26 protein-coding genes and 1 pseudogene are annotated in these 25,891 nt (G+C 71.6%); 9 read left to right on the top strand and 18 right to left on the bottom strand.

All coding sequences use genetic code 11. From position 1 onward, the window contains the following. Positions 1-160: 160 nt before the first annotated feature. The 6 genes and pseudogenes from ASF71_RS25460 to ASF71_RS21225 form a co-directional block, all read right to left on the bottom strand. Positions 161-328: pseudogene (locus ASF71_RS25460) on the bottom strand (ABC transporter ATP-binding protein); the annotation flags it as partial. A gap of 45 nt (positions 329-373) precedes the next feature. Next, complete coding sequence (locus tag ASF71_RS21245; RefSeq protein ID WP_056303829.1) at positions 374-964, bottom strand: antibiotic biosynthesis monooxygenase; 591 nt, start codon at positions 962-964, stop codon at positions 374-376. Continuing rightward, positions 961-2,370 (bottom strand): histidinol dehydrogenase, encoded by a 1,410-nt coding sequence (gene hisD / locus ASF71_RS21240; protein ID WP_056303828.1) that lies wholly within the window; start codon positions 2,368-2,370, stop codon positions 961-963. Before hisD ends, ASF71_RS21245 begins: the two co-directional genes overlap by 4 nt. 60 nt (positions 2,371-2,430) lie before the next feature. Then, positions 2,431-3,609 (bottom strand): M48 family metallopeptidase, encoded by a 1,179-nt coding sequence (locus tag ASF71_RS21235; RefSeq protein WP_235514670.1) that lies wholly within the window; start codon positions 3,607-3,609, stop codon positions 2,431-2,433. Between the two features lie 80 nt (positions 3,610-3,689). After that, entirely contained in the window at positions 3,690-4,199 is a 510-nt protein-coding gene (locus tag ASF71_RS21230; protein ID WP_369815037.1) for a hypothetical protein, read from the bottom strand. 191 nt (positions 4,200-4,390) lie between these two features. Further along, positions 4,391-5,569: a phosphopentomutase gene (locus ASF71_RS21225; RefSeq protein ID WP_056303824.1), complete on the bottom strand. Its 1,179-nt coding sequence runs from the start codon at positions 5,567-5,569 to the stop codon at positions 4,391-4,393. Positions 5,570-5,651: 82 nt separating this feature from the next. Here ASF71_RS21225 and lptB point away from each other — a divergent pair, with 82 nt between their 5' ends. The 7 genes from lptB to ASF71_RS21190 all read left to right on the top strand — a co-directional run bounded on the left by lptB (position 5,652) and on the right by ASF71_RS21190 (position 11,460). Then, complete coding sequence (gene lptB / locus ASF71_RS21220) at positions 5,652-6,467, top strand: LPS export ABC transporter ATP-binding protein (protein ID WP_369815036.1); 816 nt, start codon at positions 5,652-5,654, stop codon at positions 6,465-6,467. Positions 6,468-6,481: 14 nt separating this feature from the next. Beyond that, positions 6,482-8,251: a DUF3084 domain-containing protein gene (locus ASF71_RS21215; protein ID WP_056303822.1), complete on the top strand. Its 1,770-nt coding sequence runs from the start codon at positions 6,482-6,484 to the stop codon at positions 8,249-8,251. Positions 8,252-8,336: 85 nt separating this feature from the next. Then, on the top strand, positions 8,337-9,371 hold the full coding sequence (locus ASF71_RS21210) for an Ig domain-containing protein (protein WP_235514669.1): 1,035 nt from the start codon (positions 8,337-8,339) through the stop codon (positions 9,369-9,371). Continuing rightward, the gene (locus ASF71_RS21205; protein WP_056303821.1) at positions 9,368-9,889 is read left to right on the top strand and encodes a hypothetical protein; all 522 of its coding nucleotides are present in this window, start codon (positions 9,368-9,370) and stop codon (positions 9,887-9,889) included. The genes ASF71_RS21210 and ASF71_RS21205 overlap by 4 nt, the downstream gene beginning before the upstream one ends. Continuing rightward, positions 9,889-10,644, top strand: coding sequence for a dockerin type I domain-containing protein (locus ASF71_RS21200; RefSeq protein WP_235514668.1), 756 nt, complete (start codon positions 9,889-9,891; stop codon positions 10,642-10,644). The genes ASF71_RS21205 and ASF71_RS21200 overlap by 1 nt, the downstream gene beginning before the upstream one ends. 28 nt (positions 10,645-10,672) lie before the next feature. Beyond that, on the top strand, positions 10,673-10,891 hold the full coding sequence (locus ASF71_RS21195; protein WP_056303819.1) for an RNA-binding S4 domain-containing protein: 219 nt from the start codon (positions 10,673-10,675) through the stop codon (positions 10,889-10,891). Beyond that, positions 10,888-11,460 carry a DUF1684 domain-containing protein gene (locus ASF71_RS21190; protein ID WP_200939760.1) on the top strand — a complete coding sequence of 191 codons (573 nt, stop codon included), beginning with the start codon at positions 10,888-10,890 and terminating at the stop codon, positions 11,458-11,460. The genes ASF71_RS21195 and ASF71_RS21190 overlap by 4 nt, the downstream gene beginning before the upstream one ends. Positions 11,461-11,547: 87 nt before the next feature. Here ASF71_RS21190 and ASF71_RS21185 read toward each other — a convergent pair whose 3' ends face one another. The 4 genes from ASF71_RS21185 to ASF71_RS21170 are packed head-to-tail and all read right to left on the bottom strand — an operon-like array spanning position 11,548 to position 16,176. Continuing rightward, complete coding sequence (locus ASF71_RS21185) at positions 11,548-12,192, bottom strand: ComF family protein (protein ID WP_056303817.1); 645 nt, start codon at positions 12,190-12,192, stop codon at positions 11,548-11,550. A gap of 7 nt (positions 12,193-12,199) precedes the next feature. Further along, complete coding sequence (locus ASF71_RS21180) at positions 12,200-13,951, bottom strand: SLC13 family permease (protein ID WP_056303815.1); 1,752 nt, start codon at positions 13,949-13,951, stop codon at positions 12,200-12,202. Positions 13,952-13,961: 10 nt separating this feature from the next. Beyond that, positions 13,962-15,065, bottom strand: coding sequence for a [LysW]-lysine hydrolase (locus tag ASF71_RS21175; protein ID WP_056303813.1), 1,104 nt, complete (start codon positions 15,063-15,065; stop codon positions 13,962-13,964). Continuing rightward, complete coding sequence (locus tag ASF71_RS21170; RefSeq protein WP_056303810.1) at positions 15,055-16,176, bottom strand: hypothetical protein; 1,122 nt, start codon at positions 16,174-16,176, stop codon at positions 15,055-15,057. The genes ASF71_RS21175 and ASF71_RS21170 overlap by 11 nt, the downstream gene beginning before the upstream one ends. 180 nt (positions 16,177-16,356) lie before the next feature. Here ASF71_RS21170 and ASF71_RS21165 point away from each other — a divergent pair, with 180 nt between their 5' ends. Further along, complete coding sequence (locus tag ASF71_RS21165; protein WP_056303808.1) at positions 16,357-16,626, top strand: hypothetical protein; 270 nt, start codon at positions 16,357-16,359, stop codon at positions 16,624-16,626. 58 nt (positions 16,627-16,684) lie between these two features. On the opposite strand, the gene ASF71_RS21160 is transcribed toward ASF71_RS21165, so the two are convergent. Next, on the bottom strand, positions 16,685-18,424 hold the full coding sequence (locus ASF71_RS21160) for an ABC transporter ATP-binding protein (RefSeq protein ID WP_056303806.1): 1,740 nt from the start codon (positions 18,422-18,424) through the stop codon (positions 16,685-16,687). A 271-nt stretch (positions 18,425-18,695) separates the two neighbouring features. Between ASF71_RS21160 and ASF71_RS23285 the strand changes: the two genes are divergently transcribed. Then, positions 18,696-19,559 (top strand): CAP domain-containing protein, encoded by an 864-nt coding sequence (locus ASF71_RS23285; RefSeq protein WP_156373027.1) that lies wholly within the window; start codon positions 18,696-18,698, stop codon positions 19,557-19,559. Positions 19,560-19,626: 67 nt separating this feature from the next. Here the strand turns inward: ASF71_RS23285 and ASF71_RS21150 are convergent, their stop codons facing one another. The 7 genes from ASF71_RS21150 to xpt form a co-directional block, all read right to left on the bottom strand. Continuing rightward, positions 19,627-20,850, bottom strand: coding sequence for an MFS transporter (locus tag ASF71_RS21150; protein ID WP_056303805.1), 1,224 nt, complete (start codon positions 20,848-20,850; stop codon positions 19,627-19,629). 143 nt (positions 20,851-20,993) lie between these two features. After that, positions 20,994-21,890, bottom strand: coding sequence for a helix-turn-helix domain-containing protein (locus tag ASF71_RS21145; protein ID WP_056303803.1), 897 nt, complete (start codon positions 21,888-21,890; stop codon positions 20,994-20,996). A 149-nt stretch (positions 21,891-22,039) separates the two neighbouring features. Then, positions 22,040-22,504: a peptide-methionine (R)-S-oxide reductase MsrB gene (gene msrB / locus ASF71_RS21140; RefSeq protein WP_056303801.1), complete on the bottom strand. Its 465-nt coding sequence runs from the start codon at positions 22,502-22,504 to the stop codon at positions 22,040-22,042. A 75-nt stretch (positions 22,505-22,579) separates the two neighbouring features. Next, a complete protein-coding gene (locus ASF71_RS21135) occupies positions 22,580-22,879 on the bottom strand; it encodes a cupin domain-containing protein (protein WP_082506281.1) in 300 nt (99 codons plus the stop codon). 200 nt (positions 22,880-23,079) lie between these two features. Next, positions 23,080-24,642, bottom strand: coding sequence for an acyl-CoA carboxylase subunit beta (locus ASF71_RS21130; RefSeq protein ID WP_056303800.1), 1,563 nt, complete (start codon positions 24,640-24,642; stop codon positions 23,080-23,082). A 54-nt stretch (positions 24,643-24,696) separates the two neighbouring features. Continuing rightward, positions 24,697-25,041 (bottom strand): glycine zipper family protein, encoded by a 345-nt coding sequence (locus ASF71_RS21125; RefSeq protein ID WP_235514667.1) that lies wholly within the window; start codon positions 25,039-25,041, stop codon positions 24,697-24,699. Positions 25,042-25,262: 221 nt separating this feature from the next. Next, positions 25,263-25,844, bottom strand: a complete 582-nt coding sequence (xpt, locus tag ASF71_RS21120) for a xanthine phosphoribosyltransferase (protein WP_056303798.1) — start codon at positions 25,842-25,844, stop codon at positions 25,263-25,265. Positions 25,845-25,891 lie beyond the last annotated feature (47 nt).

The raw sequence follows: 25,891 nt of genomic DNA, 5'->3' as shown, positions 1-25,891 counted from the left end.
GTACTCGGGCGGCGTGAGCTTGCCGTACAGCAGGGGGTCGTCGGGCAGATAGGCCAGCAGCGCCTTGGCCTCGCGGGCGCGCGACGCGAGGTCGTGCCCACCGATCCGCGCCGTGGTCGGGCCGGGTCAGGCCCGCGATCATGCGGATGGTGGTCGTCTTGCCGGCGCCGTTGGGCCCCAGCAGGGCGTACAGCTCGCCGGGGTCCACCCGCAGGTTCAGGCCCGCGACCGCCTCACGCGCGCCGAAGCGCCGCCGCAGCTCCTGGAGTTCCAGGGCGGGCACGGCCGGGGAGGATTCGGGAGCAGAAAGACCGGCGGGCGACGACATGCCGCCCAGTACGCGCCCGGAACAGCCGGAGTTGCCGCGTGCCGTCTATGCGCGCGCGCGCAGCCAGCCGGCCGCCGCGCGCGTCGCCAGCGGCATGAAGGCGTAGGTCATGGCCGGCACAATGACCAGCGACTGCGCCAGCGAGCGCAGCGGCAGGGGCCAGGACACCAGATGCGGGGCAAGCAGCAGCGCCACCGCCAGACTCACCGGGTACAGCACGCCGATGGTCAGCAGGGTCATCTTCCAGCGGGGGGGCTGGCGCAGGGTGGGCGCGGCGGCGGGTGTGAACCAGAATTCCAGGCCCGGCTGTTTCTCGAAGCTCACGTGTTCGTCGACCAAGGGGGCGATGTGATCGAGCCACAGCGCCCGCTCGGGCGAGAGTTCCCAGGCGGCGGCGCTGGCAAAGGAGTCGAAGCGCGCGATCATGGTGTACACGCCCGCCTCGCCCGGCGGGGGCCGCAGGATGCCGGTGCCGATGTGTCCCGGCAACCGCGCGAGCTGCGCCGAGGCCTCCGAGAGCCGCGCCTCGTACTGGGGTTCGGCCCCCCGGCGGATGCGGCGGCGCACGACGAGGCTCACGGGATCACCCGCCGAAGCTTCGGGCAGGGTGACCGAGGACTGCGCAAACTGCGTCATAGGTCGTCGAGGTCCCCCAGGTCGCCCACCCTGCCCGCCGGCGCCGGCACGCTGACGCCCGGCACGGCCACGTCGGCACCGGGACCCTCCTGCTCGCCCCGCAGGCGGCTCTCGACGGCGCGGGCGTGGGCCTCGAGACCCTCGGCGCGGGCCAGCACGGCGGCGGCCGGCCCGATGCGCCGCAGGGCCGCCTCGTTGACCCCCACCACGCTGATGATGTTCTGGAAGTCGCGCACGTTGACCGGACTCATGAACCGGGCGGTGCCGCCAGTCGGCATGACGTGGCTGGGGCCGGCCACGTAGTCCCCCAGCGCCTCCATGCTCGCCTCGCCCACGAACACGCCCCCGGCGCGGCGCACCCGGCCCAGCAGGCTCCAGGGGTCGCGGGTGAGCAGGCACAGGTGTTCTGGGGCGTACAGGTTGGACAGCTCCAGCGCCTCGTCCAGCGAGGCCGCCAGGACGACCTTCATGCGCGCCGAGACGCTGTCGCGCGCCCAGCCGCGGTTGGGCTCGGGCAGGGCTTCGAGCTGGCCCATGAGTTCGCCCTGCACCCGCACCAGCAGCTCGCGGCTCGTCGAGACGAGGACCGGCTCGGCCCCGTTGTGCTCGGCCTGGGCCAGCAGGTCGGCGGCGACAAAGCGGGGGTCGGCGCTGTCGTCGGCCACCACCAGTGTCTCGGTCGGACCGGGCAGGCTTTCGATACCCACCTGGCCGTACACCAGGCGCTTGGCGATCACCACGAACAGGTTGCCCGGCCCCGCCACCTTGTCCACCGCCGGAATGCTGGCCGTGCCGTAGGCGAGCGCCCCGATGGCCTGCGCGCCGCCCACCCGGAAGACCCGGGCGATGCCCAGTTCACGCGCCGCGACCAGGATCGCGGGGTGGACCCGGCCTTCCCGGTCCGGCGGAGTCGTCACCACGATCTCCCCGACCCCGGCCACCTGTGCGGGCACGGCCGTATGGATCAGGGTGGAGATCAGGGGCGCGAGGCCGCCGGGCACGTACACTCCGACGCGCGACAGCGGCCGCACAAGCTGCCCCAGCGCGCCGTCGGGGCCGTGTTCCAGAAAGCCGTGCGCGGGCTGCGCGGCGTAGAAGGCCCGCACCCGCGAGATCGCCAGCCGCAGGGCCGCGTGCAGCTCGGGGGCGACCTCGGCCGCCGCCAGTTCCCCGGCCGTGACCTCCAGCGCCTCCGGGCGCACGCCGTCGAGTTTCCCGGTCCAGTCGCGCAGGGCGTCGTCGCCGCGTGCGCGCACGTCGGTCAGGATGCGCTCCACGACCTCTTCGGGACTGAGCGGCTCGCCGAAGGTCGCCTCGATACGCCGGGCGACCGCCTCCGGGACCGGAATCTGGTCGAAGGTCCGGGTCAGGGCGGTGCGGGCCTGTTCACCTTGCAGCACTTGCATGGGCACAGTGTAGGGACCGCGCGGGGCGGGAGGTCCCGGCTGCCCCGCGGCCAGGCCGCGTCAGATGCCGTAGCGCTCGCGGTAGTCGTCGTAGGCCTGCGCCGCGAGCGGGCGCACGAAGGGCAGCAGCTCGGCGTCGATACGCGCGGCCCAGGCCTCGTCCAGATGCAGTTTCATTTCGGCCGGATGGCTCAGAACCACCTGAATGCGGTCGGCGGTCGGCGGATGCGTGGCGCTGAGCTGCGTGCGCTGGGCCGCGCGCTCGTCGCGGCGCAGCTGGCGTTGCTCCTCGGGCAGGGTGTCCCACATGTAGCGCAGCTCCGCGAAGGCGTGGGGCCGCTCAGGGTCATGGCGCTGCTTGTGCAGGGCACTTTCCAGGAGATGACCCAGATGCAGCTTGTCGAGCGCGGTCGCTGCCGCCGTCGTGCCCGCCACGCCCGCCGACAGTAGGTCGGCGCGGAACTCGGCGCGCTGGTGGTCAGCTCCGATCAGCTCCAGCAGCAGGTGGTACAGCCCCAGTGGAATCCAGGCCAGCAGAGCCATCACGGCGTTGCCGAGCATCTCGATGATGTTGGGATCAAACCGCATCACGCCGTCGGGCCGCATGACCGTATGGGCCTGTGAGAGCATGGACAGCGCCGCCCAGACCAGCCTGCCGCGTGCCGGGTCGCCGCTGAGATCGTGGGCCAGTTCGTGCGCGAGGATGGCGACCCGCTCCTGGGGCAGCAGGCCGTACCACAGCGGCAGGCCCAGGCCCAGCGTCGGCCGGGGCGGAAAGCCGTCGTGACCCATGAAGGCATTGACCTCGGGGGTCAGGACCAGGCGCGCGGGCTGGGCCGCCCCCATCACCGCCGCTGCCTCGCGCACCAGCCGGTGCAGTTCGGGGGCCTGCGCCTCGGAAACCTCGGTACCCGGCAACAGACCGAAGCGGGGGCGGGCCTGCCACGCATACCCCAGCAGCGCGGCCGCCGCGAATCCCAGAATGACGCGGGTCACGGGATGCAGGGCGCCCAGCCCGAACACCGGCCCGAGCAGCCCCAGCCCGGTCAGGAGCAGCGCGGCGTAGCCCAGCAGCACGGCGCCCGCCAGCGCATAGGCCAGCCAGGACCGGCCCTCGGGCGGCACATCGGTCCGGCGGACGAACGCGTCGCGCAGCCGCGTGGCCTCCCGGTCGGCCAGCCGCTGCCACGCCTTCTCGATGGCACCCTGCGGCCCCCCTCCGTCCGGAACTGCCGTCATGGAGGACAGCATAGCCCGGCCACCTTCCCCGCCGGGGCGGGCTTACTGGGGGGGAAGCGGGGGGAGGGACCGGTGGGGACCTACCGCTTGCCCCGCCGCCGCTCGGGCCGGGCCGCGCGCGCCGCCGGAAGGCTCAGGCTGGCCTCGACCGGCCCGAAATCGGTCGGCTGGATAAGGTGCAGCAGCCGCCAGGGCGCGGCCTGCTCGGCATACACGTAGGCCCCGCCCGGTCGCAGAAAATAGGCGTGGGCTGCCAGGCCGGCGATCTCGGTGTCCGGCAGGCGCTGCACCAGGGCGCGCCCACCGGCCAACGGGGCCGTGAACTGCGTCCCTGGGTCGCTACCCAGGGTCCGGAGCCACAGCAGCAGGCTCACGGGGTCGTGGTAATCGGTGGTCAGGGGAGCACTCGCCTCGTCGCGGCCCTGGCGCAGGGTGACCAGCCCCGTCTTGCGGTCGAACCCCGTCTCAAAGGCGGCGCGTCCCCGGCCGTCGCCCTCGGCGTAGTGGATGCTCGCCAGGGTACGCGGGTTCATGCGGCTCGTCTGGAGGCGGCGCAGCTCGGGCAACACGCCTGCGAAATCGGTCTGCACCCGCGCGACGAGCTGCCCGCGCTCGGGGTGAATGGCCCACTCCTGCTGCCCGGCGTAGCGGCCCCCCAGCGCCAGCGTCAGGCTGAAGGCCTCGGGGCCGTCCTGAAAGCTGGCTAGGACCGGAGCCGGGTCCGGCGAGGGCAGAAGCGGCCGGTCCTCCGCCCCCCCCTGCGCCTGGGCCGCTTCCGGCTTCAGGTCAGAAGCGTCCAGAAGCTCTCACCCGGCCCGGTCCACTGCGCCCCCAGCGCCTCGGCAGCGGTCGCGCCCACATCGGCGAAGGTGGCCCGCTCGCCCAGGTCTACCGCGCCGATGCCGGGGCGGTAGGCCAGCAGCAGGCCGTGTTCGCGCGTGTGGTCGCTGCCGCGCCAGGTCGGGTCGTTGCCGTGGTCCGACAAGATCAGCAGCGCGCCTTCTTCCGGTACGGCCGCGAGCAACTCGGGCAGCGCGGCGTCGAACTCGGCCAGCGCGGCGCTGTAGCCGGCCGGGTCGCGGCGGTGGCCGAACTTGGCGTCGAAGTCCACAAGGTTGGTGAAGATCAGTCCCGACTCGCCCGCCTGCGCGGCCCGGCGCATCCGCGCGAGCGTCTTGGCGATCCCGTCGGCGTTGTTGTCAGTATGGATGCTCTCGGTGATGCCCCGGTCGGCGTAGATGTCGGGAATCTTGCCGATGCCCACGACCGACTGCCCCGCGTCCTCGACGGCGTTCAGCACGGTCGGCGGCGGTACGAGCGAGAAGTCGCGGCGGTGCTCGTTGGCCCGCTCGAAGGGGAACTCGCCCCGGAAGGGCCGGGCGATCACGCGCGCCACGGCGAACTCGCCCTGAAGAATCTCGCGGGCGGCGGCACACCACGCGTACAGGGTCTCCAGCGGTACGACGTCCTCGTGCGCGGCGATCTGGAACACGCTGTCGGCACTCGTGTAGACGATAGGCGCGCCGGTTTCCAGGTGTTCGGGACCGAAGTCGCGGATCACATCGGTGCCGCTGTAGGGCCGGTTGCACAGGTGGCCGCGCCCGGTCGCCGCGTCGAAACGGTCCATGACGGCGGGTGGAAAGCCGTCGGGAAACACCTGAAAGGGATGCTGGAGCTGCACGCCCATGAACTCCCAGTGGCCGGTCGAGGTGTCCTTGCCGGGGCTGACCTCGCGCATCCGGCCGTAGCCGCCGCGCACGTCCGGAGCAGCGGGCACCGTCTCCGGCGAGGTCTGCACGGTCGGCACGCGGCCCAGCCCCAGCGCGGCGAGGTTCGGCAGCGCGGCGGGCGCGGCGGCCAGGGTGTGGTTCAGGGTGTGGGCGCCCACGTCCCCGAAGGCGGCGGCGTCGGGCAGTTCACCCACGCCCACGGAGTCGAGCACGATGATGGTCAGCAGCATGATGGGGGCAGTCTACCCCCGCCCAGCGCGGGGCGTGACAAGGCTCACCGACCCCTAAAACAGGCGTGCTAGGCTCGTGAACGTGACCTCTCCCGCCCCCAGCGCCCCGCCCTCGGCCCCGGTTTCGCCCCGCCCCGCAGGTGGCCCGGAGCAGACGGCGGCCGCGCGTGGCCGGCCGGAACTGGTCGCCTCGGGCCTGACCAAGAATTACGGCCGGCGTACGGTCGTGCGCGGGGTGGATTTCACGGTCCGTCCCGGCGAGATCGTGGCCCTGTTCGGCCCCAACGGTGCGGGCAAGACCACCTCGTTCTACATGTTGGTGGGCTTCGTGCGCCCCGGCGGCGGCCACATCACCCTGGGCGAGCGCGACGTGACGCGCCTGCCCATGCACGAGCGTGCCCGCCTGGGCCTGGGCTACCTGCCGCAGGAACCCAGCGCCTTTCGCAAGCTCTCGGCCCGCGACAATCTCCTGGCGATCCTGGAATATCAGGACCTGCCGCGCGCCGAACAGGAGGCCCGCGCCGACGCGCTGCTCGCCGAGTTCGGGCTGACCCACCTGGCGAACAGCCTCGCCTACCAGCTCTCGGGCGGCGAGCGGCGGAGGTTGGAACTCGCCCGCGCCCTGACCACCGACCCCGACTACCTGCTGCTCGACGAGCCGTTTACCGGGGTGGACCCCAAGAGCATCCGCGAGATCCAGCGCCTGATCCGCGAGCTGCGCGACCGCCGGGGTATCGGGGTGTTCATTACCGACCACAACGTGCGCGAGACTATCGCGCTGTGTGACCGGGTGTACCTGATGTTCGACGGCACCGTGAAGTTCGACGGCACGCCCCAGGAGTTCGCGCGGGACGAGGACGCCCGGCAGTACTACCTGGGCGAAGACTTCGAGCTGTAGGGCGGGGCGCACCGATGCTGTGGCTGTTTTTGCCTTTCGTCGTCCTGCTTTCGGGCGTCGTCGCCTATGCGGCCGATACCATCGCCAAGAAGGTGGGGCGCAAACACCTGCGCTGGTTCGGGCTGCGGCCCAAGCAGACGGCGCTCGTGGTCGCGGTGCTCTCGGGCATGGGCATCAGCTTGGCGAGCCTCGCGGCCTTCTTGCTGCTCAACCGCAGCGCCGTGCAGACCATCGCGCAGGCCGACCAGCTGCGGCCGCAGATCGAGTCGCTGCGCCGCGAGGTGGGGTCGGTGCAGGCCGACCTGAACGCCGCGCAGCTGGAGCGCGACGCGGCCCAGGCCGGTGCCGAGCGGCTGCGCCGTGAGCGCGCCCAGGCCCTGACTGAGGTGGGGGCCGCCCGCACGGATCTCACGGCCGCGCGCGCCGCACAGGCCGGACTGGAAGCGCAGCGCCGGGCCCTCCAGAACCGCGTGACCGAGCTTTCGGCCCTGCGGCGCGACCTCGAAGCCCAGGCGCAGGCCAGCCGCGACCGCCTCGCGCAGTCGCAGTCGGCGCTGGAGGCCAGCCGGACGCGGGCCCAGGCCCTCGACGCGCAGGTGCTCGACCTCTCGCTGCGCAGCGCCCAGGCCGAGCAGGAGGCGCAGAGTGCCCAGGCCCGCGCCGACGACGCCCAGGTCAAGAGCGAGCGGGCGCAGGCCCAGAGCGAGCAGGCCCAGGCCCGTGCTCTGGCCGAGCAGGCAAGTGCGCGCGCGGCCCAGGTCCGCGCCGAGGCGGCCCGGCAGTCGGCCCTGGGCGCGCAGCGCGAGGCCCAGGCGCAGGTCGGTGCACTGAACACGCAACTCACGGCGCTGCGCCAAGCGGCGGCCACGGCAACCGGGGCACGCGCTCAGGCGCAGGCCCAGGCGCAGCAGGCCCAGGCGCAGGCCGAGCAGGCCCAGACACAGGCCCGCCAGGCGCAGGCCCAGCAGCTTCAGGCGCAGCAGGCCCGTGACCGCCTCGCCGCCGAGCGCGACGCCCTGGTGGCGCAGCGTACCCAGGCCACCCAGGAGCGCGACCGCGTGCGCCAGGACCTCACGGCGCTGCGCGCGCAGCAGACCCAGCTGCGGGCCAGCAACGGCGCGCTCTCCACGCAGCTCGCCAGCGCACAGGCCAGCCTGGGCCAGTTGCAGGACGAATACTCCAGCGCCCGCACCGAACTCAGTGCCAGCCGCAACGCCGTGCTGGCCTACCCCAAGAACGACCTCGTGTACGCCGGGCTAGTGCCCAGCGTGCGCAACCTCGACACCTTCTTCGCCCTGGCGGCGAGCGCGGCGCAGGCCCAGGGCGCGCGCGGCAACGACGGCGGCCCGGCCGCGCGCCTGAACAGCAGCAGCCGGGGCGCGCTGGAAACCAAGCTGCGCGGCCTGAACACGAGCAGCTTCGTGCAGTGCTGGGCGGCCCAGAACAGTCCGGCCGGCTTTCCGGTGGACCTGAGCTGCGACGCACGGCCCAACAGTGTGCTGTACCGCGCCGGCGTTCCCATCCGGCGCGTGACCGTGCGCCTGGGCGACGCGCGGGCCGTGCAGTCTCAGCTCAGCGAACTCGTGCAGGACACGGTGCTGGACCTGACCACGCGCGGCGTGCCGAGCGACGCCATCAGCAACCAGGGGCTGGAAGTCAGCGATTTCGTCAACCTGCTCGCGCGCCTGAGCAACCAGGGCAGTGGCAACGTCACCATCGGCATCGCGGCGCGCGACGACGTGAAGCCTGCCTCGCGGGTGGACCTCTACGCCGTCTTTCCCTGATCAGGGGAGCAGGCCACTTCCCGAAGCTGCGCACCGGGCGGCACACCGGCCCATCCGCCTCATGTGGCCCGGCTAGACTGGGGCCATGCCTCCACGAGTTCCCTGTCGCCGGGCGCGGCACGCGGCGTTGCCCCTGCTGCTGGGCGCGGCGCTGCTCAGCGGCTGCGGCGCGACGACCAGCGGCACGAGCACCGGCCTGTCGGCGCGCACCGACCCCCTGACCTTCGCGGCCGCCTCCCTGCCGGCCGCCTACGTGAACGAGCCGTTCAGCGCCTCGCTGACCGTAGCCGGGGGCGTCGGGCCCTACGGCTACCGGGTCGCGGGCGGCACGCTGCCGCCGGGCCTGCGTTTTTCGGGCGGCACCCTCTCGGGCACGCCGAGCGCGCGCGGGGCCTTTCAGTTCACCGTCGAGGCCAGCGACGCCAACCTGAGCAACAAGGTCCAGACCTACACCCTGAACGTCAACGACCTGCCGCCCCTGTCGCTGGAACCCACCCTGCCCACCGGCGAGATTCGCGGCGAGACGCGCGTGCCGGTGATGATCAAGGCGCCGCGCAGCGCCCGCGCCGCCCGCGTCACCTGGGACCTGGGGCCGGACGTGCAGGTCACGCGGGTGCAGGCCGCCGAGAGCGGAAACCCGGTGTTCTGGCGCCAGCAGGGGCAGGTGCTCTCGCTGGACCTGGGCTTCAAGACCGTGCCGCGCGCCGGCGCCCGCGTCGCCCTGATCACCGTGAAACCCACCAAGGCCGTCAGCCTGAACAGCACCCTGTTCTGGTACGAGTCGCGCGACGGCGCCGGCAAGGTCCTGGGCGAGAAGCAGCCGCCCGCGCCCGCGCAGGTCACGCCGGAGACGACCCCGGCCGTCACCCCAGCGACTCCAACTGTCCCGGCCTCGGGCACCACCCCAGCCCAGACCACCCCAGCGCAGACCCCGCCGGGCACCTCACCGACCGACTCTTCTCCCCTGCCCTCGCCCTCCGTAGCTCCAGCGCCGTTGCCGACCAGCGACCCGGCGACCGGCACGCCGACCACACCGGGCACCCCAGTTCCCACCGGCCCCGGCACCGTGCCGACCACGCCGACCAACCCGGTGACGCCGCCCGTCGGAGGTCAGCCATGAAGCGGGCGCTGCTGGCGGGCGCCGCCGCGCTGACCCTGTGGTCCGCCGTGGCCGGGGCGACGGCCGTCACTCCCCTGACCCTGGCGCAGCAGGCCCAGAAGGCCGAGGTGATCGTGCGCGCGACCCTCGGCACGCCGACCACGGCCAAAGAGGGCGACGTGACCTACACGGTCTATCCACTGACTGTCACCGAGACGGTGGCCGGCGACGCCGCCAGCCTGCCGCAGCACCTGGGCCAGCCCGCGCTGTTCTTTCTCCAGGGCGTGCAGGACCTGCCGGCCCTGGGCGGCGGCCAGGAGGTCTTCGTCCTGCTGTATAGCCGCCGCGCCGACAGCCCGCTCGTGGGCTTCAACCAGGGGCTGTACCCGGTCACGAACGGAGCGGTTTCGGTGTCGCCCGCGGGGAGTGCGGCGACGACCAGCACTTCCTCCCCTGCTCCGGGTGATCCGGCCGTGACCCTCATCACCGACCCCACGGCCCTGCGCGACGCCATCCGCGCGGCGCGGGAGAAGCGCTGATGCGCCGCGCCGCGCGGATGGGCGCGCTGCTGGCGGCGGCGCTACTGGCACAGGCGGGCGCGGTGGGCCTCAAGCTGCGGCCCCAGGGCGAGGCGATGCGGCAGGCGACCCTGGCCGCCCTGGCCGCCCTCTCGACGCGCGAGGTGCCCTTTACCCTCGACGACAGCTCGGGGCCGACCCTGACGCTGGGAGGCGTCGGGGTCAGCGACGCCCCTTTCAACCCCGACGTGTCGGCGCGGGTGGTCGTGGTGGGCGGCGAACGGCGCCTGGAGTTCAACCCGCAGGGGCCACTCACGTTGACCGAGGCAGTGCGGCGGCAGCTTCAGGACGAGTTCAAGCTCACGGCCTGGACTCCCGAGGCCGCGCAGAAACGGTTCGGGGGCGCGGACCTGAACGGCGACGGCGCTGTCGACCTTGCCGACCTCGCCCTGCTGATGGAGAACTTCGGCAAGACCTCGCCGCAATACGGCGACCTGAACCAGGACCGCAAGGTGGACGACGCCGACCTGCGGCTGTTCAGCGCGCAGTACACCACCGCCCTGAACGCGGCTCCGGCACAGGCCACGCCAGCCACCCCTGCGCCCGCCTCAACGGCCACCCCCGCGTCCGCGACCCCTCCAGCTGCGGCGCCCGCCACAGCCCCAGCAACCACGCCGACCCCCACGACCCCCGGGGCGACCCCGCCCGCAACCGTGCCGCCCGTCACGTCGCCTCCCGCAACGACTCCGCCCGGGACCACGCCAACCACACCCTGATCCGCGCGCCCCTGCTACCCTGGCCGGCATGACCCGCTATGCCCAGACCCCCGACGACGCCGATACCATCGACCTGCAGAGTTTTCTGAAACTGCGCGGGCTGGTGGAAACCGGCGGTGAGGCCAAGTTCCGCGTGCAGGGCGGCGAGGTCCGCCTGAACGGCGACATCGAGACCCGGAGGCGCAAAAAGCTGCGCCGGGGCGACGTCGTCGAGTACGCGGGGCAGCGCGTGGAGGTGGACTGGTGAGCGCCGGAGCGCCGGGCGACCTGCACGCCGGAGCGATCACCGAGTTCCGCCGCCGCAAGGACGAGCATTTCGCGGCCGGGCGCGGCCCCATTCAGGGAGAGGCGCTGGGCCGGTTCCAGGGGCTGAGCTACTACGCCCCCGACGAGACCTGGGCCCTGGGCGCGCCGCTGGAAGCGCCCAGCGCGCAGGACGCGGGCGAGGTCACGCTGGAGACGAGCACCGGCCAGCCACGCCAGATGGCCCTTGCCGGGCGGGTGCGCCTCCCGCTGCCCGGCGGCGAGCAGCTGCTGAGCGTCTTCGCGCCCCTCGGCGAGCAGGACCCGGCGCGCGTATTCATTCCCTTCCGTGACGCCACCAGCGGCCCGGAGACCTACGGCGCGGGCCGGTATCTCGACGCCCCGGTATCGCGTGGTCCCGGCGGCGAAGCGCTCGTGCAGCTCGACTTCAACCTCGCCTACCATCCCTACTGCGCCTACGGCGACGGCTGGACCTGTCCCCTGCCCCCCGCCGGCAACCGCCTGGGCGTGGCCGTGCGCGCCGGCGAGCGGCTGCCCCAGACGGCGCAGTAAGCCTCCGGCCCGCCGGCTGAGCGGTTTCTCCCACCGGGGCAACGGCGGGCACCTCCACAGGCCTCCAGAGCAGCTCTGAAGGCCGGCTCAGCGCGCGACGACTGCATACCGCAGCTCGCGTGGGCCGGCGGCGAGCAGAGCGTCGCGGCAGGCCAGCAGCGTGCTGCCGGTGGTCGCCACATCGTCGACGAGCAGCACGGTCCCTGGAGGCAGCGCGCCGCACACCCGGAAGGCCCCAGCGAGGTTGGCCTGCCGGTCCCCGACCTGTTGCCGGGCCTGCTGGGCAGTGGCGCGGGTGCGTTCCAGCGCCGGCACGCAGGGCACGCCCAAGCGGTGGGCAATGGCCCGCGCCAGCAGTTCCGCCTGGTTGTAGCCGCGCTCCCGCTGTCGGGCCGGGTGCAGGGGCACCGGCACCACCGCCGCCACGTTCCAGCTTGGGGGGACCGCGGCGGCGAGCAGCTCGCCCAGCGGCACGGCCACCTCGCGCGCGCCGCCGTACTTCAGGGCCCGCACGCTGCGCCGGGCCACGCCCTGATACGGCCCGCAGCTCAGGAGATGAGGGGTCACGCGCCCACTCAATGGCGAGTGACTCTCGGTCCGCACACGCAGGGCCGCGCGGCACGCGGCGCACAGGCCCGCCGCCGTACCGAGCTGCGCGCCGCAGCCAGGGCAGGGGCGTGGCAGCAGAGCACGCAACCAGTCACCGAGAGTGGAACGGGCATCGGGAGACATCAGGACCTCACGGAGACTGAAAGGGCCACACGAGTGGAATGACGAACATGGACACTGCAAAGGTCAGGAGGGTCAGGCCCAGGCCCACCCGCACGAAGTCGAAAAAAGTGTAGCGGCCGGGGCCGTACACGAGCATGCAGGAGGGTTCCAGCGGAGTGATGAAGGAGTTGCTCGCCGCGATCGTGATGCCGATCACGAAGGGCCGGGGATCGTACCCCAGCGTCTGGGCCGTGCCGATGGTGAGGGGCAACATGACCAGAGCCGCGGCCTGGTTGCTCATGGGCTGGGTCAGGACCACCGTCACCACGAATAGCGCTCCGAGCAGACCATACGGGCCCAGCGGCTCGAGCACGCCCGAGAGTGCCCCGGTGATGACCCGGGCCGCGCCCGTGTCCTCGAACGCGCCCCCGAAGGCCAGCATGCAGGCCACGAGCACGATTACCGGCCACTCGACGCTGCGGTAGGCTTCCTCGGGCGAGATCAGGCGCAGGGCCAGCGCGAGGGCCACGGCCACCACCACTGCGACCCCCAGCGGCAGCAGGCCGGTCGCCCCGGCCAGGACCGCTCCGGCGAACAGCAGAAGGGCCAGCGGCGCCCGGCGAAGGTCGCGCTGCTGCTCGGTCAGGTCACCCAGGACCACCAGCGCGTCCCCGAGGGCCGAGACCCGTTCGGCCGGCCCCTGCACCAGCAGCACGTCGCCCACCTGCACCCGTACCCGGCCCAGGTGGGCCTCGGGCCGCGAGCGGCGGTGCAGGGCCAGGACGCTGCACCCGTAGCGCTCGCGGAAGCGCGACTCGCGCAGCGTGCGCCCGAGCACAGGCGCGCCCGGCAGCACGGCCACCTCGACCAGCCGGGCCTCTCCGGGCCGCTCCTCCTGCTGCCGGCGTTCGCCGTGGCTCACCAGTCCCAGGTGGGTGCGGGCCGCCAGGATGCGCTCGGTGGGCCCCTCGGCGGCCAGACGGTCGCCCTCCTCGATCCGGAACTCGGCCCCGGGGGCAGAGAACATCTGCCCGGCGCGGTCCACCGACACCACGGTCAGGCCGTGGTCGCGGCCCAGGTTGCCCGTGCGCAGCGTCTGGCTGATCAGGGGACTGCCCGCCGCCACGGTGAGGTCAGCGAGGTAAGGACGCAGCGTGTCCTGGGCGGCGGCGTCCCGTACGGGCAGTAGCCGGGGCGCAACGAAAAACAGGTACAGCAGGCCGGCGACCGCCACCGGCACGCCCACCCAGGCCAGCTCGAAAAAGCCCAGGGGCCGCAACCCGCTGGCCGGCAGCGCGCCCGACACCACGAGGTTGGTGCTCGTGCCGATCACGGTAACCGTGCCGCCCAGGATGCTGGAAAAGGCCAGAGGCATGAGGACGCGGCTGGCCGGCAGCCCCGCGCGGCGCGACACGCCCGAGACGACTGGCAGGAACACCGCCGTGGTCGCCGTGTTGCTGGTAAAGGCGCTCACGCCTGCCACCGTCCCCAGCATGGCCCGGAGCAGACGCGGAGCGCTGCGTACGCGCCGGGTCAGGGCAGTCCCGATCCACTCGATGACGCCGGCCCGCAGCAGGACCTGGGTGAGAATAAAGAGGCTCGCCAGCGTGAGCACCGTATCGCTGCCGAACCCCGCGAACGCCTCGGCCGGGGTCAGCAGCCCCAGCAGCAGCAGCGCCCCCAGCAGGCATAGGGCCGTTACGTCGACCGGCAACCACTCGGTGGCGAACAGCACCAGCGCAACGACAAACAGCGCCAGCAACAACAGGACTGGGGTCATACGACGGCCCTCAGTGGGCGGGCGGCAGCGTGTGGGCCAACCGGGTCAGGGCGTCGGTCAGGACTGCCACCGCGCGGTCGTACTCGTCGAGCGAGAGCCGCTCCTCGGGGGTGTGGTCCAGCGCGCTGTCGCCGGGGCCGTAGGCGGCGGTGGGCACCGGCCAGTGAGGGGCGACCACGTTCATGTCACTCGTGCCGGTCTTGACCTTGAAGACCGGCGTTCCTCCCGCCGCGCGGATGGCGACCCGCAGCGCCCGCGTCAGCGCGTTGTCGCGCGGATGGCGGACCGCGTGTTCGTGGCCCAGCAGCGTCACCTCGGCGCCCAGGTCCGAGAAGGCGCCGACGATCGCCTCGCCGGCCTCCTCTGGGGAGAGTCCCGGCGGCAGACGCAGGCCAACGGTCGCCCAGGCCCGCTGCCGCAGGCCGTCGACGCTAGAGCCGAGGTCCTGCAGGGTGGCCTGCACCTGGGCGAAGATGCCCGCGTCCGGCCCCCCTACCCCGGCCGCCCAGGCGCGCACGCGGAACCAGCCCTCGGTGAGGTCGTCGGCGGCGCTCGTACCCTCACCGGCCGTGTGGAAGTTGTCCTTCTCGGTCCGCACTCGCGCGACCAGGCGGCCCTTATACCCCAGTGTCAGGGCGTCCCAGCCGCTCGGTTCGCCGATGAACACGGCGTCGGGTACGTAGGCCGTCAGGGCATGGCGAGCGCCCCGGCTGCTGGGGGCCTCCTCCTCGGTCGCGCCGATCACCACGAACCGGGCCGCCGCCAGCGCCTCCGGGGGCAGGGCCGCCACCGCCGCCGCGAAGGTGCACAGGCTGCCCTTGGCGTCCACGCTGCCGCGCCCGTGCAGCACCCCCTGCTCGTCTACCCGCACCGGAATCTCGCCGGGCACGGTATCCATATGGCCCAGCAGCACGACCGTCCGGGGACCAGACCCCCGAATACCGACCGCGTTCCCGGCCTCGTCAACGTGCGCCGCGAAGTCGTGATCCGCCATCCAGCCGCGCAGGAACTCGGCCACCGCTCCTTCCTCGCCCGACAGCGAGGGAGTCGCCACCGCCCCGATCAGGAGGTCGTGGTGCGCCGGACGCGGGCCGGAGGCGGCCTCAGCCGTCACCGTTCCCCCGCGACCCGACGACCTGCGCCAGGGTGGCGAGCAGACGGGTCAGGGCAGCGAGGACCGTCAGCGCGACCGCGCCCACGCCCCCAGCGACGATGACCCACAGGGCGTTCAGGGGCTGAGGCGTTTCGGCGGTATACAGGAAGTACGCCAGCCCCAGGGCCGCGAGCATCAGGATCACGGCCAGGAGGCGCAGGCGCCCGCCGAGGCCCGCCACCGAGCCCGCCTGCGCCAGCAGATCGGCCTGGGCGTCGCCCAGGGGGGCCGACACCGTGGACAGGGACGCAGCCTGCGGCGCTTCGGCCGGGGCGGCTGCGGCGACGAGTGTAGTGGGGGCTGGCCCACTTGGCACCGGCAGGACGGTAGATGGCGTGGCCGACGGCCTGGAAGCGGCTGGCGCTGGGGCCGCCTGGGGAGCCGGCGGTTGTTTCTGGCTTCCCGGATTCTGGGCGGGCGCCTTCTGGCCTGCCTGCTTCTGACTGGACGTCCCTGGGGCGGAGGCCGGCGCAGCCCCTGCGGGCGCCCCACCCGCCTGCCGACGGGGCGGCGGCGGCGTCACGACCTTCGGAGCAGAGCTGGACGCGGCAGCGCTCGCCGGCGCACTGGCCGGAGCCGTACCCTGGGTGCCCACACCGGGAAAAGCGGGACCGGCGACCGTCTGCGGCTGCTCGGGCAGATGGACGACCGGGCGGGCAGCGGGCGCCGGTGCCGGATCGGCCGACTTGGTGAGGCTGGGGACCGGGCCCGGCGTGGGGCTGGCCGTCGGCACTGTGCTGGTCGTTGGCACTGGGCTCGCCGCCGGCCCCTGCTTGGCCTGCGCGGTTACGTCGCGCACCTGCCGGAAGAAGGCCTGGACCTCGGCCGGGTCAAAGCCCACCAGACTGGCGCTCAGGGCGGTCCCGGCGGGCGTCTCGACGCGCAGGGTGCCCTCCTGGTCGCTGTGAATCCGGGCGAGGTCACGCAGGGTGACGCGCCGGGTGCCGGACTCGTCGTGGTACAGCAGGGTCGAGGCCGTCAGGACGAACAGGGCGTCCCCGCGCTCCAGAACCGCCAGGGACGGGTCCGGCAGGCCACTGGCCTTCAGAATCTGGTCGCTGCGTTCACTCATGGCTGGACCCCTCGGCTCGGGCAAATGGAACGGAAAACGGAACCTTCATCTGTGCGCCAGCATAGCGAGTTCGCGCCCCCGGACAGCGGCGCTCGGCCAGGACCCGGCGGCGGGCAGGCCATGAAGGCGCACGTAGGCTCCCCTCACGCAAGCGGGAGGCCCGGTTCTCAGACTGGGGACATGACCGACAATTCGAACCGCTACGGCAACGAGCCGCTGGGCAAGAGTGTGGAAGAAGTCGAGCAGGAGAGCAGCAACGTGGTCAATTCGCCGGTCGAGGGCGAGGCGAGGCGCGCGGGCGAGGAGACGTTCGTTCCCGTGATCGCCAACGCCAACGCGACGGGCGTCCCCGGAGCCATCTTCAGCAGCAGCGCGATGGTCGACCGGACCGGAACTGCCGACGACGGCACGGCCCGCACCCGCGACACCGATGAGAGCAGCGAGGCCTGAACCTCTTAGGGCAGCGGCGCGGCCCCACTCCCGGGGCCGCGCCGCTCGCTCTCCACGTTCAGTTCAGGGCCGGGGCCGGTTCGGTGTCGCGGAACTGCAACTCGTAGAGGTCGCGGTAGAGCCCACCTGCCGCCAGCAGGGCCTCGTGGGTGCCGTCCGCGACGATCCGGCCGCCGTCCATGACCAGAATCCGGTGGGCGTTACGGATGGTGCTGAGGCGGTGGGCGATGACGAAGGTCGTGCGCCCGACCATCAGGCGGTCGAGGGCCGACTGCACGAGCACCTCGGACTCGTTGTCCAGGGCCGAGGTCGCCTCGTCGAGGATCAGGATGCGCGGGTCCTTGAGAATCGCGCGGGCAATCGCCACACGCTGGCGCTGCCCCCCACTGAGCTTGACGCCGCGTTCGCCGACCAGCGTGCCGTAGCCCTCCGGCAGCGCGGTGATGAAGCCGTGGGCGTTGGCGGCCTGCGCGGCGGCCTCGACCTCGGCCGGCGAGGCGTCGGGGCGGCCGTAGAGGATGTTCTCAGCCACCGTGCCCGAAAATAGCAGGGTCTCCTGCGGCACGAGGCCGGTCTGGGCACGCAGGTCCGCGAGGTCGTAGTCGCGCACGTCGCGGCCGTCGATGCTCAGCGTGCCCGACGACACGTCCCAGAAGCGGGGAATGAGGTTGACCAGGGTGCTCTTGCCCGCGCCGCTGGGGCCGACGAGCGCCACGACCTGCCCGGCCGGCACGTCCAAGTTCACGCCGCGCAGCACCGCCTGGTCGCCGTAGCGGAAATCCACGTTCACGAAGGCCACGCGGCCCTCGGCGCGCTTGAGAGGCAGAGGCGCGGCAGGCTGAGGCAGGTCGCTGCGTTCGTCGAGCAGTTCGAAGATGCGCCCCGAGGCTCCGAGCGCCTCCTGGAACTGGTTGAAGACGCCGGTCAGGGCCGCCACCGTACCCGCCACCTGGGCGGCATAGAACAGGAAGGTGACGAGCGCGCCGGGGGTCAGGGCGCCGCTCATGACCTGCCGCCCGCCGTACCACAGCACCAGCGCCAGCGACCCGAAGGCCAGGAAACTCATGGTGCCCGACATCAGGGCCTGAAGCTGCGCGCGGCGCAGGGCAGCCAGGAAACTCCGGGTCACGCCCTGGCCGTAGCGCCCGCGCTCTTGCGCCTCGGCGGTGAAGCTCTGCACGACCCGCACGCCGCTGATGGCTTCCTCGGCGCTGGCGTTGGCCCCGGCGACGGCGTCCTGCACCTCACGGCTCACGCGGCGGATCCGGCGCCCGATGAGCACGGCCGTCCCGATGACGAGCGGAATGATCGCCAGGGTCAGCAGGCTCAGGCGGGCGCTGGTGAGAATAAGGAGCACGACCGCCCCGACGAGGCTGACCGACTGCGCGGCGAGCTGTGCCAGAGCCGTGCTGGTGACCGTCTGGACCGTGCCCACGTCGGAGGTGAGGCGGCTGGTGAGGTCGCCGGTCTTGTGATCCCCGAAAAAGCGCGGCGAGAGCGTGAGCAGGTGCCCGAACAGTGCCCGGCGCAGGTCGGCGACCACCCCCGCCCCCACCCGCGACAGCAGGTAGGCCTGCGCCGCCCCGAACAGCGCCGAGAGCGCGAAGATGCCCAGCAGGCCCAGCACCGTGCGGTCCAGCGGCCCGGTGTCGGCGCTGCCCACCCGCAGGAAGGAGGCGTCGATCAGGCGTCCGAACAGGGCCGGAAACACCAGATTCAGGCCGCTGGAGATGAGGGTAGCGACAAGCCCCAGCACGAACAACGCGCGGTAGGGTCGGGCGAAGGCCAGCAGCCGCATGAGCTGCCGGGGATCGCGCCGGGGCGGCGGTCCCTCACCGGAACCGGGCACGGAGGAGACGGAACGGCCGGGGCGCGCGAACATGGAGGCAGCTTACGCCTGTCCCCGTGCGCCCTTGTCCCGATCCTAAAAATGAGAATCATGTGTTTTGCTTGATGCCGAAAACGACACACTTGCGCCGTCTGGGCCGTGCTGCAACCACCCAGAACTTGATGAGAGATGAGAATTTTTAATTCATCCTTAAGAGGAAAAAGGGCGCTCTACTGTGCCCATGCACCTGACCGTTTCTCCGCGCGCCCGTCTGCTCGCCCTGCCCTTCCTGCTGTTGCTGGCCGCCTGTAGCCAGACCGGGACGCCTGCACCCGCCGCCGATACGGGCACCGGCCTGAGCACTCCGGCCAGCGAACTGCTGAGCGCCCAGGGCACCGCCGCCGCCATGACGCTGAACGTGGCCCAGACCGTACAGATCAACGTGCAGGTGAACGGCCAGGCCCCCACTCCCGGACAGCTCGTGTGGACCACTAGCAACGCGGGCGTGGCGACCACGACCCAGAGCGGCCTGGTCACGGCGCGCGGGGCGGGCAGCGCCACCGTGCGCGCGGCGCTGGCGAACAATCCCGCAGCCTTCATCGACTTTCCCCTCACGGTGCGCAGCGCGGCGACCACGCCTGTCCCCACACCCACGCCTACGCCCACACCGGCCCCCAGCACCCCCAGCGGCGACTTCGCGGCCCGCGTGCTCGCCCTGACCAACGCCGCGCGCGCCCAGGGTCAGACCTGCGGCACGACCACCTTCCCGGCCGTCGGCGCGCTGACCTACAACGCCGCGCTCGAACAGGCCGCGCAGGGGCACGCCGCCGACATGGCCGCCAAGAACTACTTCAGCCACACCAGCCAGGACGGCCGCGACTTCAGCGCGCGCATCACGGCAACCGGGTACAAGTGGTACACCATCGGCGAGAACATCGCCGCCGGCCAGACCACCCCCGAGACTGTTGTGGCCGGCTGGCTCAAGAGCGAGGGGCACTGCCGCAACATCATGAACGGCAGCTTCAAGGAACTCGGCGTGGGGTACGCCGCCAACGCCAGCAGCAGCTACCGCACCTACTGGGTGCAGGACTTCGGCGCGCGCTGAGCCGAGTCGGGGAGGGGGCGGCGCCGGGAAATCCTCTTCCTGATGCCGCCCCCTCTGATCTGCCCGGTCAGCCGGCGGCTCTGGCGTCCGGCACCCTGGGCACGGCGCTGCCCAGCAGGGTGCCCAGGGCCAGGACTGCTACCGCCGCCCCAGCTCCGAAGGTCGCGGACGGCCCCAGGCGCGAGTACAGCTGACCGCTCAGGAGCGGTCCGGCGACCTGGGCCAGTTCACCCACCGCCTGCACGCCGCCCTGCACCCGGCCCTGTTCGCTTTCGGGAATGGCCAGCGAGACCAGAGTGGTCATGCACGCGGTGTAGACGCCCTCGCCCAGCGCCAACAGCAGCACGCCCAAGTATACGAAGGCCGCCAGCGGGTGCAGGGGCAGCAGCGCCAGCACGCTCATGCCGACCACGCCCAGGCACAGCCCGGCCTGCGCCACCCGGCGTTCGCCCAGCGCGCGGATGAGGTACGGGAGCAAGATGCCCTGCGCCACGATGTCGCACAGCCCCGAGACCATCAGGACCGTGCCCACCTGCGCCGGCCCCCAGTGCAGCAGGTCGCGCGTCATGATCGGCAGCGCCACCTGCATGAGCGAGAACGGCAGGATGAACAGGGCGCTGACCGTCACCAGCCGCCGCACGAGCGGGAAGGCCAGGGCGCCGCGCAGTTGCAGCAGCGGGTTCAGGTGCGCGGGCCCGAAGTCCGGCCGGCGCTTTTCGGGGGCCAGGGTTTCGGGTAGCGCGGCCCAGGCCCACAGCAGGTTGAGCAGGGTGACGCCCGCCGCCACGAACACGGGCACGCCCGTTCCGAAGTGCGAGAGCAGGCCGCCCACCGCTGGTCCCACGATCATGGCGGCGCCGACCGTCGCGCCGATCTGTCCAAAGACCTGGGCGCGCCGGTCCTCCTCGGTGCTGTCGGCGACGTAGGCGAACAGCGCGCCCATGCCGCCCGCCGCCACGCCGTCGACCGCGCGCCCCAGGAACAGCATGAACAGGCTACCGCCGATGCCGAACAGCAGGTAGCCCAGCGCCGAGCCGAGCAGGGTCAGCAGGATGACCGGGCGGCGGCCGAAAGCGTCGCTCAGGGCACCGAGTACCGGCGAGCCGAAAAAGGCCAGCAGCGAGGTGGTGGCCGCCAGCAGCCCGATCACCACGCTCTGCTGGCCGGGGTCGGAAACGTAACGCGCCACGATGAAGGGCAGCACCGGAAAGACCAACGACAGGCTGAGGCCGAACAGAAAGACCGTGAAGAGCAGGAGCAACAGAGGCGGACGTTTGGAGGCAGAGGTCATGGGCACACGCTAGGGGCGCGGCCCCCTCCCGGCATTGGAAAAATGCGACAGCCGTGGCGCGCTTGGCGTTCAGCTCCGCAGTCCGGACCACCTGCGCCCTCCGCACAAGCCCAGTCCCGCGCCGGCGGTCCCCGAAACCCAGATCATTGCGGTTCAGGCTGGTCCGGGCCAGTCCAGAACTCGGACGACACCTCCAGGTCCAGCGGCAGGTCCAGAGGCCGGTCGCCGCTCGCCAGCAGCACGTCCAGGTCGAGGGCGTGGCGGCGGCGCGCGGCGAGGGCGGCAAAGGTGCCGGGGGTCATGCTGGACAGCGCCCTGAACTCCCGGATGAGGTGGGCCTGATCGAAGAACCCCAGCTCGAAGATCAGCTCGGCCACCGGCACCTCCGGGTCCGTGCGAATCCGGAGGTTCGCCGCGTCGAAGCGCACCACGCGGGCCAGGGTCTTGGGACTTACGCCGACCTGCTGCGCGAACTGCCGCTCCAGCGTGCGCGGGCTGAGGCCCAGCTCGGCCGCCAGGTCGGCCACGCGCACCGTGCCCGAGGCCTCGTAGATGCGGCGGGCCGCCTGCACGCCCATGCCTGTCTCGCCCTGGGCCCCGGCGAGGTGCAGCAGCCGGGTTTCGAGCGCCTCCTGGGCGGCGGCCCACTCGCCCAGCCGCACGAGCGCCACCACCTCGCGGCCCCAGGGGCTGGCGCTCAGGGAGGTGTTCAGGGCACCCGGTGCCTCCTGGGAAGTCCAGCCCAGCAACTGCCGCGCCCCCCAGGGGTACAACTCGGCCATGAGCACGCGTAGGCGGCCCTGCCCCACCAGGCGTTGCGACTGCACCAAGAAAGGGGTCAGTACGACCGGCTGGGCGAGTTCCAGCGTATCGGCGCTCGGCCCGGTCCAGATGGCTTCGGCCGAGAACATCAGGCGCATGGTGCGCTCGGGCATGTCGTAGTTCAGCTCGGGCCACGCGAGGTCCATGTCCTCGATCTGCCAGTAGCACTGGACAAATTCGCTCAGACGCGGGTCGGGGGCGGAGCGCCGGAAACGCATGGTCTCAGTCTGGAGGGCGGGGGCGCCTATGCAAACCCTGAGCCAACTGACACTGCGCCGACCAACACCGGACCAACACAGGGCGGGCCGCCCCAGAAGGACGGCCCAGCCGGTATCAATCCCTGGAGCACTTCAGCGGAGCGGCCCGGTCAGCGGAACAGGGCGGCGTACTCGCCGTAGCCCTCAGCTTCAAGCTGGGCCGCCGGTACGAAGCGCAGCGACGCCGAGTTGATGCAGTAGCGCAGGCCGCCTTCCTCCTGCGGGCCGTCGGGAAACACGTGGCCCAGGTGGGAATCGACGCCGCGCGAGCGCACCTCGGTGCGGGCGTAACCGATCTTGTAGTCGGTGTTCTCGGTGAGCGACACGTCCTTGAGGGGCCGCGTGAAGCTGGGCCAGCCGCAGCCCGCGTCGTACTTGTCCTTGCTGGAGAACAGGGGCTCGCCCGACACCACGTCCACATAGATGCCGTCCTCGTCCGTGTCCCAGTGTTCGCCGGTAAACGCGCGCTCGGTGCCCTCGTGCTGCGTCACCTGGTACTGGATGGGCGTGAGGCGCTCGCGCAGTTCAGTGTCGCTGGGCTTGGCGTAGGTCCGCTGGGCGGGAGACTGAGTCATGTCCGGACCATAGCGCCGGGACGGCCACAAAGGCTGGGCAGCGGCTCAAGAAACGGCCATGAAAAGGTGCACGTGTTACTCGCCGTGGCCCGCCCGGTACGCCTCGGCGCTCACCTGTTCGAGCCACACCCCCGCTCGGCCGTCCTGCGCTTCCTGAAGGGCGATGTGGGTCAGGGCGGTGGTGGCCGTCGCCCCGTGCCATTGCTTCTCGCCGGGGTCAAAGCGCACCACGTCGCCGGGGCGGACCGTCTCGACCTCGCCGCCCTCGCGCCCCACCCAGCCCAGGCCGGCGGTGACGATGAGCACCTGCCCCAGCGGATGCGTGTGCCACGCCGTCCGGGCGCCCAGCTCGAAGGTCACGGAGTTACCGGCCATCTGGGACGGAGCCTGAGCCGGATACAGGGGATCAATCCGGACCCGGCACGTGAAGAACTCGGCGTCTCCTGCCTGCGAAGGACGCGAGGGCGGCGCGCATGATCTGCATGTCCGGAGTGTAGGCCCGCCCCTTACCGCAGTGAGACCGCAGCTAGGACAGGAAGTGCTGCGCGTTCCCTCATGCGCGCCTCGCCCCACGCCTACAGGGGAATGTTGCCGTGCTTCTTGTAGGGGCGGGCCTCCTGCTTGTCCCGCAGCATCTCGAACGACTGGATCAGGACACGCCGGGTCTCCTCCATCGGGATCACGTCGTCGATATAACCCTTGCCCGCCGCCACGTAGGGGTTGTCAAAGGCGTCCTTGTAGTCGGCGATCTTCTGGGCACGCATGGCCTCTGGGTTCTCGGCGTTCTGGATGTCGCGGCGGTACACGATATTGGCGGCCCCCTCGGCGCCCATCACGGCGACGGCGGCGGTGGGCCAAGCGTACACGGCGTCCGCGCCCATATCACGGCTGTTCATGGCGAGATACGCCCCGCCGTAGCTCTTGCGGGTGATCAGCGTGACCTTGGGCACCGTCGCCTCGGCGTAGGCGTACAGCATCTTGGCGCCGTGCCGGATGATGCCCGCATGTTCCTGCGCCACGCCGGGCAGGAACCCGGTCACGTCCACCAGCGTCAGCACCGGCACGTTGTAGCAGTCGCAGGTCCGGATGAAACGTGCGGCCTTGTCCGAGGCGTCGATGTTCAGTGTGCCCGCCATGACGCGCGGGTTGTTGGCGACGATGCCTACGCTGTGGCCCCCCAGCCGCGCGAAACCGCACAGGATGTTTCTGGCCCAGTGCGGCTGAATCTCCAGAAAGGTGCCGTCGTCCACGAGTTCGTGAATGACCTCGTGCATGGCGTAGGGCCGGCGCTGGTCGGGCGTCACGATCTCCAGCAGCTTGTCGTTGCGGCGGTCCACAGGGTCGTTCGTGGGCACCACCGGGGGCTGCTCGCGGGCGTTCTGGGGCAGGTACGAGAGCAGGTCACGCACGCCGGCCAGCACCGCCGCGTCGCCGTCGTAGGACAGGTGCGCCACGCCCGACTTGCGGGTATGCACGTCTGCGCCGCCCAGGGCGTCGAAGGTCACTTCCTCACGCGTCACCGACTTGATGACCTCGGGGCCGGTAATGAACATGTAACTGCTGCCCCCGCTCATCAGGATGAAGTCGGTCAGCGCCGGGCTATACACGGCGCCGCCCGCGCACGGCCCCAGAATCGCGCTGATCTGCGGGACCGCGCCCGAGTACACCGCGTTGCGGTAGAAGATCTCGCCGTAACCCGAGAGACTGTCCACGCCCTCCTGGATGCGGGCGCCCGCGCTGTCGTTCAGGCCGATGACCGGGCAGCCCGTCTTGGCTGCGAGGTCCATGATCTTGGTGATCTTCGCGGCGTTCATCTTGCCCAGCGACCCGCCCAGTACCGTGAAATCCTGGCTGAATACGAACACCTGCCGCCCGTGGATGGTGCCGCGCCCCGTCACCACGCCCTCACCAGGGGCCTCGACCCCCTGCATGAGCCGCCCGCCCTGGTGCTGGGCAAAGGTGCCCAGTTCCAGAAAACTGTCAGGGTCGAGCAGCGCGTCAATCCGCTCGCGGGCGGTGAGCTTGCCCCCCAGGCGCTGCTTGTTCTGGCGTTCGGGGCCGCCGCCTTCCTCGACCCTGCGGCGGCGCGCCTCCATCTCGGCGATGAGTTCCTGAAGCTCGATACCCGGTTGTGTCATTGCCGCCATGCTACCCAAACGGGCGCTAGGACGCGAGGCAGGACCTGTCCGGACTCAGCGGCTCGGCAGTTCGCTCAGCAGCGCTCTGGCCGACTCGGCAACCTCGGGGTCGGTGAGCAGCAGGTACTCGCGAGCGCGCATCCCACCGATGCTCGTGAAGTCGCGCCGCCCGCCCGACAGTGCGTAGCCGATGAGGCCCCACACCACCCCGAAGATGCCGCCGATGACCACGCCGTAGGCCACCAGACCGATAAAGCTGCCCTGGCCCAGTCCCAGCGCCGCGAAGATCAGGCCGATGAACAGGCCCATGCCCATACCCTGCCCCAGCCCCAGCCCGGCGGCGCGGCCCCAGTCGAGGCGGCCCGTGACCTGTTCGATGGTCTGGAGGCCCTCGCCCACGAAAGTCTACGGCGCGCTGCGCGGCGGCGTAGGTCTCATAGCTCGCCACGTTGACGCGGGCACGCTGGTCGGGGATGAGGTCGGCGGCGGGGTTCGGAGGACGGGTCATGGCAAGAAGCTCCTTAGGATTCCCAGCCTGGCCCCCGCTCCCGCACGGCTCTTGAGGCGCGGCCCAAGGCCTCTTCAGCCGGCCCTGACCTCGCCTTTAGAGACGGCTCCCGTCAGCGGCCCACCTCCACCACGATGCCCTCGGCCTCACTCATGCGGACGATGTTGGCGAGGGTATGGATCGGAATTTCGAGGTCGGCGAGACGGTCACGCCCGTGCTCGAATTCCTTCTCGATCACGCAGCCCAGGCCTAGTAGCGTCGCCCCGCTCTGGCCGATGATGTCCGTCAGAGAACGGACCGTGCCGCCCGAGGCCAGGAAGTCGTCGATGATGATGACCCGGTCGCCCGCTCCCAGAAACTCGCTGCTCACGAACAGGTCCACCGTGCCGCCCTTGGTGCGGCTCACCGACTGGGCCGTGTAGGCGGGCTCCTTCATGGTCAGGGGCTTTTTCTTGCGGGCGTACACCATCGGAATCCCGAGTTCCATCGCGGTCGCCAGCGCGGGCGCGATGCCGCTCACCTCGATGGTCAGGATCTTGCTGGGCGACAGGGGCGCGAAGTGACGCGCGAACTCCCGGCCCATCTCACGCGTCAGGGCCGGCAGAAGCTGGTGGTTGACCAGCCCGTCCACTTTCAGAAAGCCCCCCGGCAGGATGATGCCCTGCGCCCTGATCTCGTCCACCAGCGTCTGCATATGGGGCGAGTGTAGCGGGGCGGCGCGCGCGGCGCGGCAGGCTGTCC

This window comes from Deinococcus sp. Leaf326 (assembly GCF_001424185.1).
Classification (GTDB): Bacteria; Deinococcota; Deinococci; order Deinococcales; family Deinococcaceae; genus Deinococcus.
This window is presented reverse-complemented; position numbering and strand designations above follow the sequence as displayed.

Bases quoted from the DNA above. Each gene is read 5' to 3' on its own strand.
- ASF71_RS21245 (WP_056303829.1), bottom strand. From the start codon at position 964: ATGACGCAGTTTGCGCAGTCCTCGGTCACCCTGCCCGAAGCTTCGGCG.
- hisD (WP_056303828.1), bottom strand. From the start codon at position 2,370: ATGCAAGTGCTGCAAGGTGAACAGGCCCGCACCGCCCTGACCCGGACC.
- ASF71_RS21235 (WP_235514670.1), bottom strand. From the start codon at position 3,609: ATGACGGCAGTTCCGGACGGAGGGGGGCCGCAGGGTGCCATCGAGAAG.
- ASF71_RS21225 (WP_056303824.1), bottom strand. From the start codon at position 5,569: ATGCTGCTGACCATCATCGTGCTCGACTCCGTGGGCGTGGGTGAACTG.
- ASF71_RS21215 (WP_056303822.1), top strand. From the start codon at position 6,482: ATGCTGTGGCTGTTTTTGCCTTTCGTCGTCCTGCTTTCGGGCGTCGTC.
- ASF71_RS21210 (WP_235514669.1), top strand. From the start codon at position 8,337: ATGCCTCCACGAGTTCCCTGTCGCCGGGCGCGGCACGCGGCGTTGCCC.
- ASF71_RS21205 (WP_056303821.1), top strand. From the start codon at position 9,368: ATGAAGCGGGCGCTGCTGGCGGGCGCCGCCGCGCTGACCCTGTGGTCC.
- ASF71_RS21200 (WP_235514668.1), top strand. From the start codon at position 9,889: ATGCGCCGCGCCGCGCGGATGGGCGCGCTGCTGGCGGCGGCGCTACTG.
- ASF71_RS21195 (WP_056303819.1), top strand. From the start codon at position 10,673: ATGACCCGCTATGCCCAGACCCCCGACGACGCCGATACCATCGACCTG.
- ASF71_RS21185 (WP_056303817.1), bottom strand. From the start codon at position 12,192: ATGTCTCCCGATGCCCGTTCCACTCTCGGTGACTGGTTGCGTGCTCTG.
- ASF71_RS21180 (WP_056303815.1), bottom strand. From the start codon at position 13,951: ATGACCCCAGTCCTGTTGTTGCTGGCGCTGTTTGTCGTTGCGCTGGTG.
- ASF71_RS21170 (WP_056303810.1), bottom strand. From the start codon at position 16,176: ATGAGTGAACGCAGCGACCAGATTCTGAAGGCCAGTGGCCTGCCGGAC.
- ASF71_RS21165 (WP_056303808.1), top strand. From the start codon at position 16,357: ATGACCGACAATTCGAACCGCTACGGCAACGAGCCGCTGGGCAAGAGT.
- ASF71_RS21160 (WP_056303806.1), bottom strand. From the start codon at position 18,424: ATGCGGCTGCTGGCCTTCGCCCGACCCTACCGCGCGTTGTTCGTGCTG.
- ASF71_RS23285 (WP_156373027.1), top strand. From the start codon at position 18,696: ATGCACCTGACCGTTTCTCCGCGCGCCCGTCTGCTCGCCCTGCCCTTC.
- ASF71_RS21150 (WP_056303805.1), bottom strand. From the start codon at position 20,850: ATGACCTCTGCCTCCAAACGTCCGCCTCTGTTGCTCCTGCTCTTCACG.
- ASF71_RS21145 (WP_056303803.1), bottom strand. From the start codon at position 21,890: ATGCGTTTCCGGCGCTCCGCCCCCGACCCGCGTCTGAGCGAATTTGTC.
- msrB (WP_056303801.1), bottom strand. From the start codon at position 22,504: ATGACTCAGTCTCCCGCCCAGCGGACCTACGCCAAGCCCAGCGACACT.
- ASF71_RS21135 (WP_082506281.1), bottom strand. From the start codon at position 22,879: ATGGCCGGTAACTCCGTGACCTTCGAGCTGGGCGCCCGGACGGCGTGG.
- ASF71_RS21130 (WP_056303800.1), bottom strand. From the start codon at position 24,642: ATGACACAACCGGGTATCGAGCTTCAGGAACTCATCGCCGAGATGGAG.
- xpt (WP_056303798.1), bottom strand. From the start codon at position 25,844: ATGCAGACGCTGGTGGACGAGATCAGGGCGCAGGGCATCATCCTGCCG.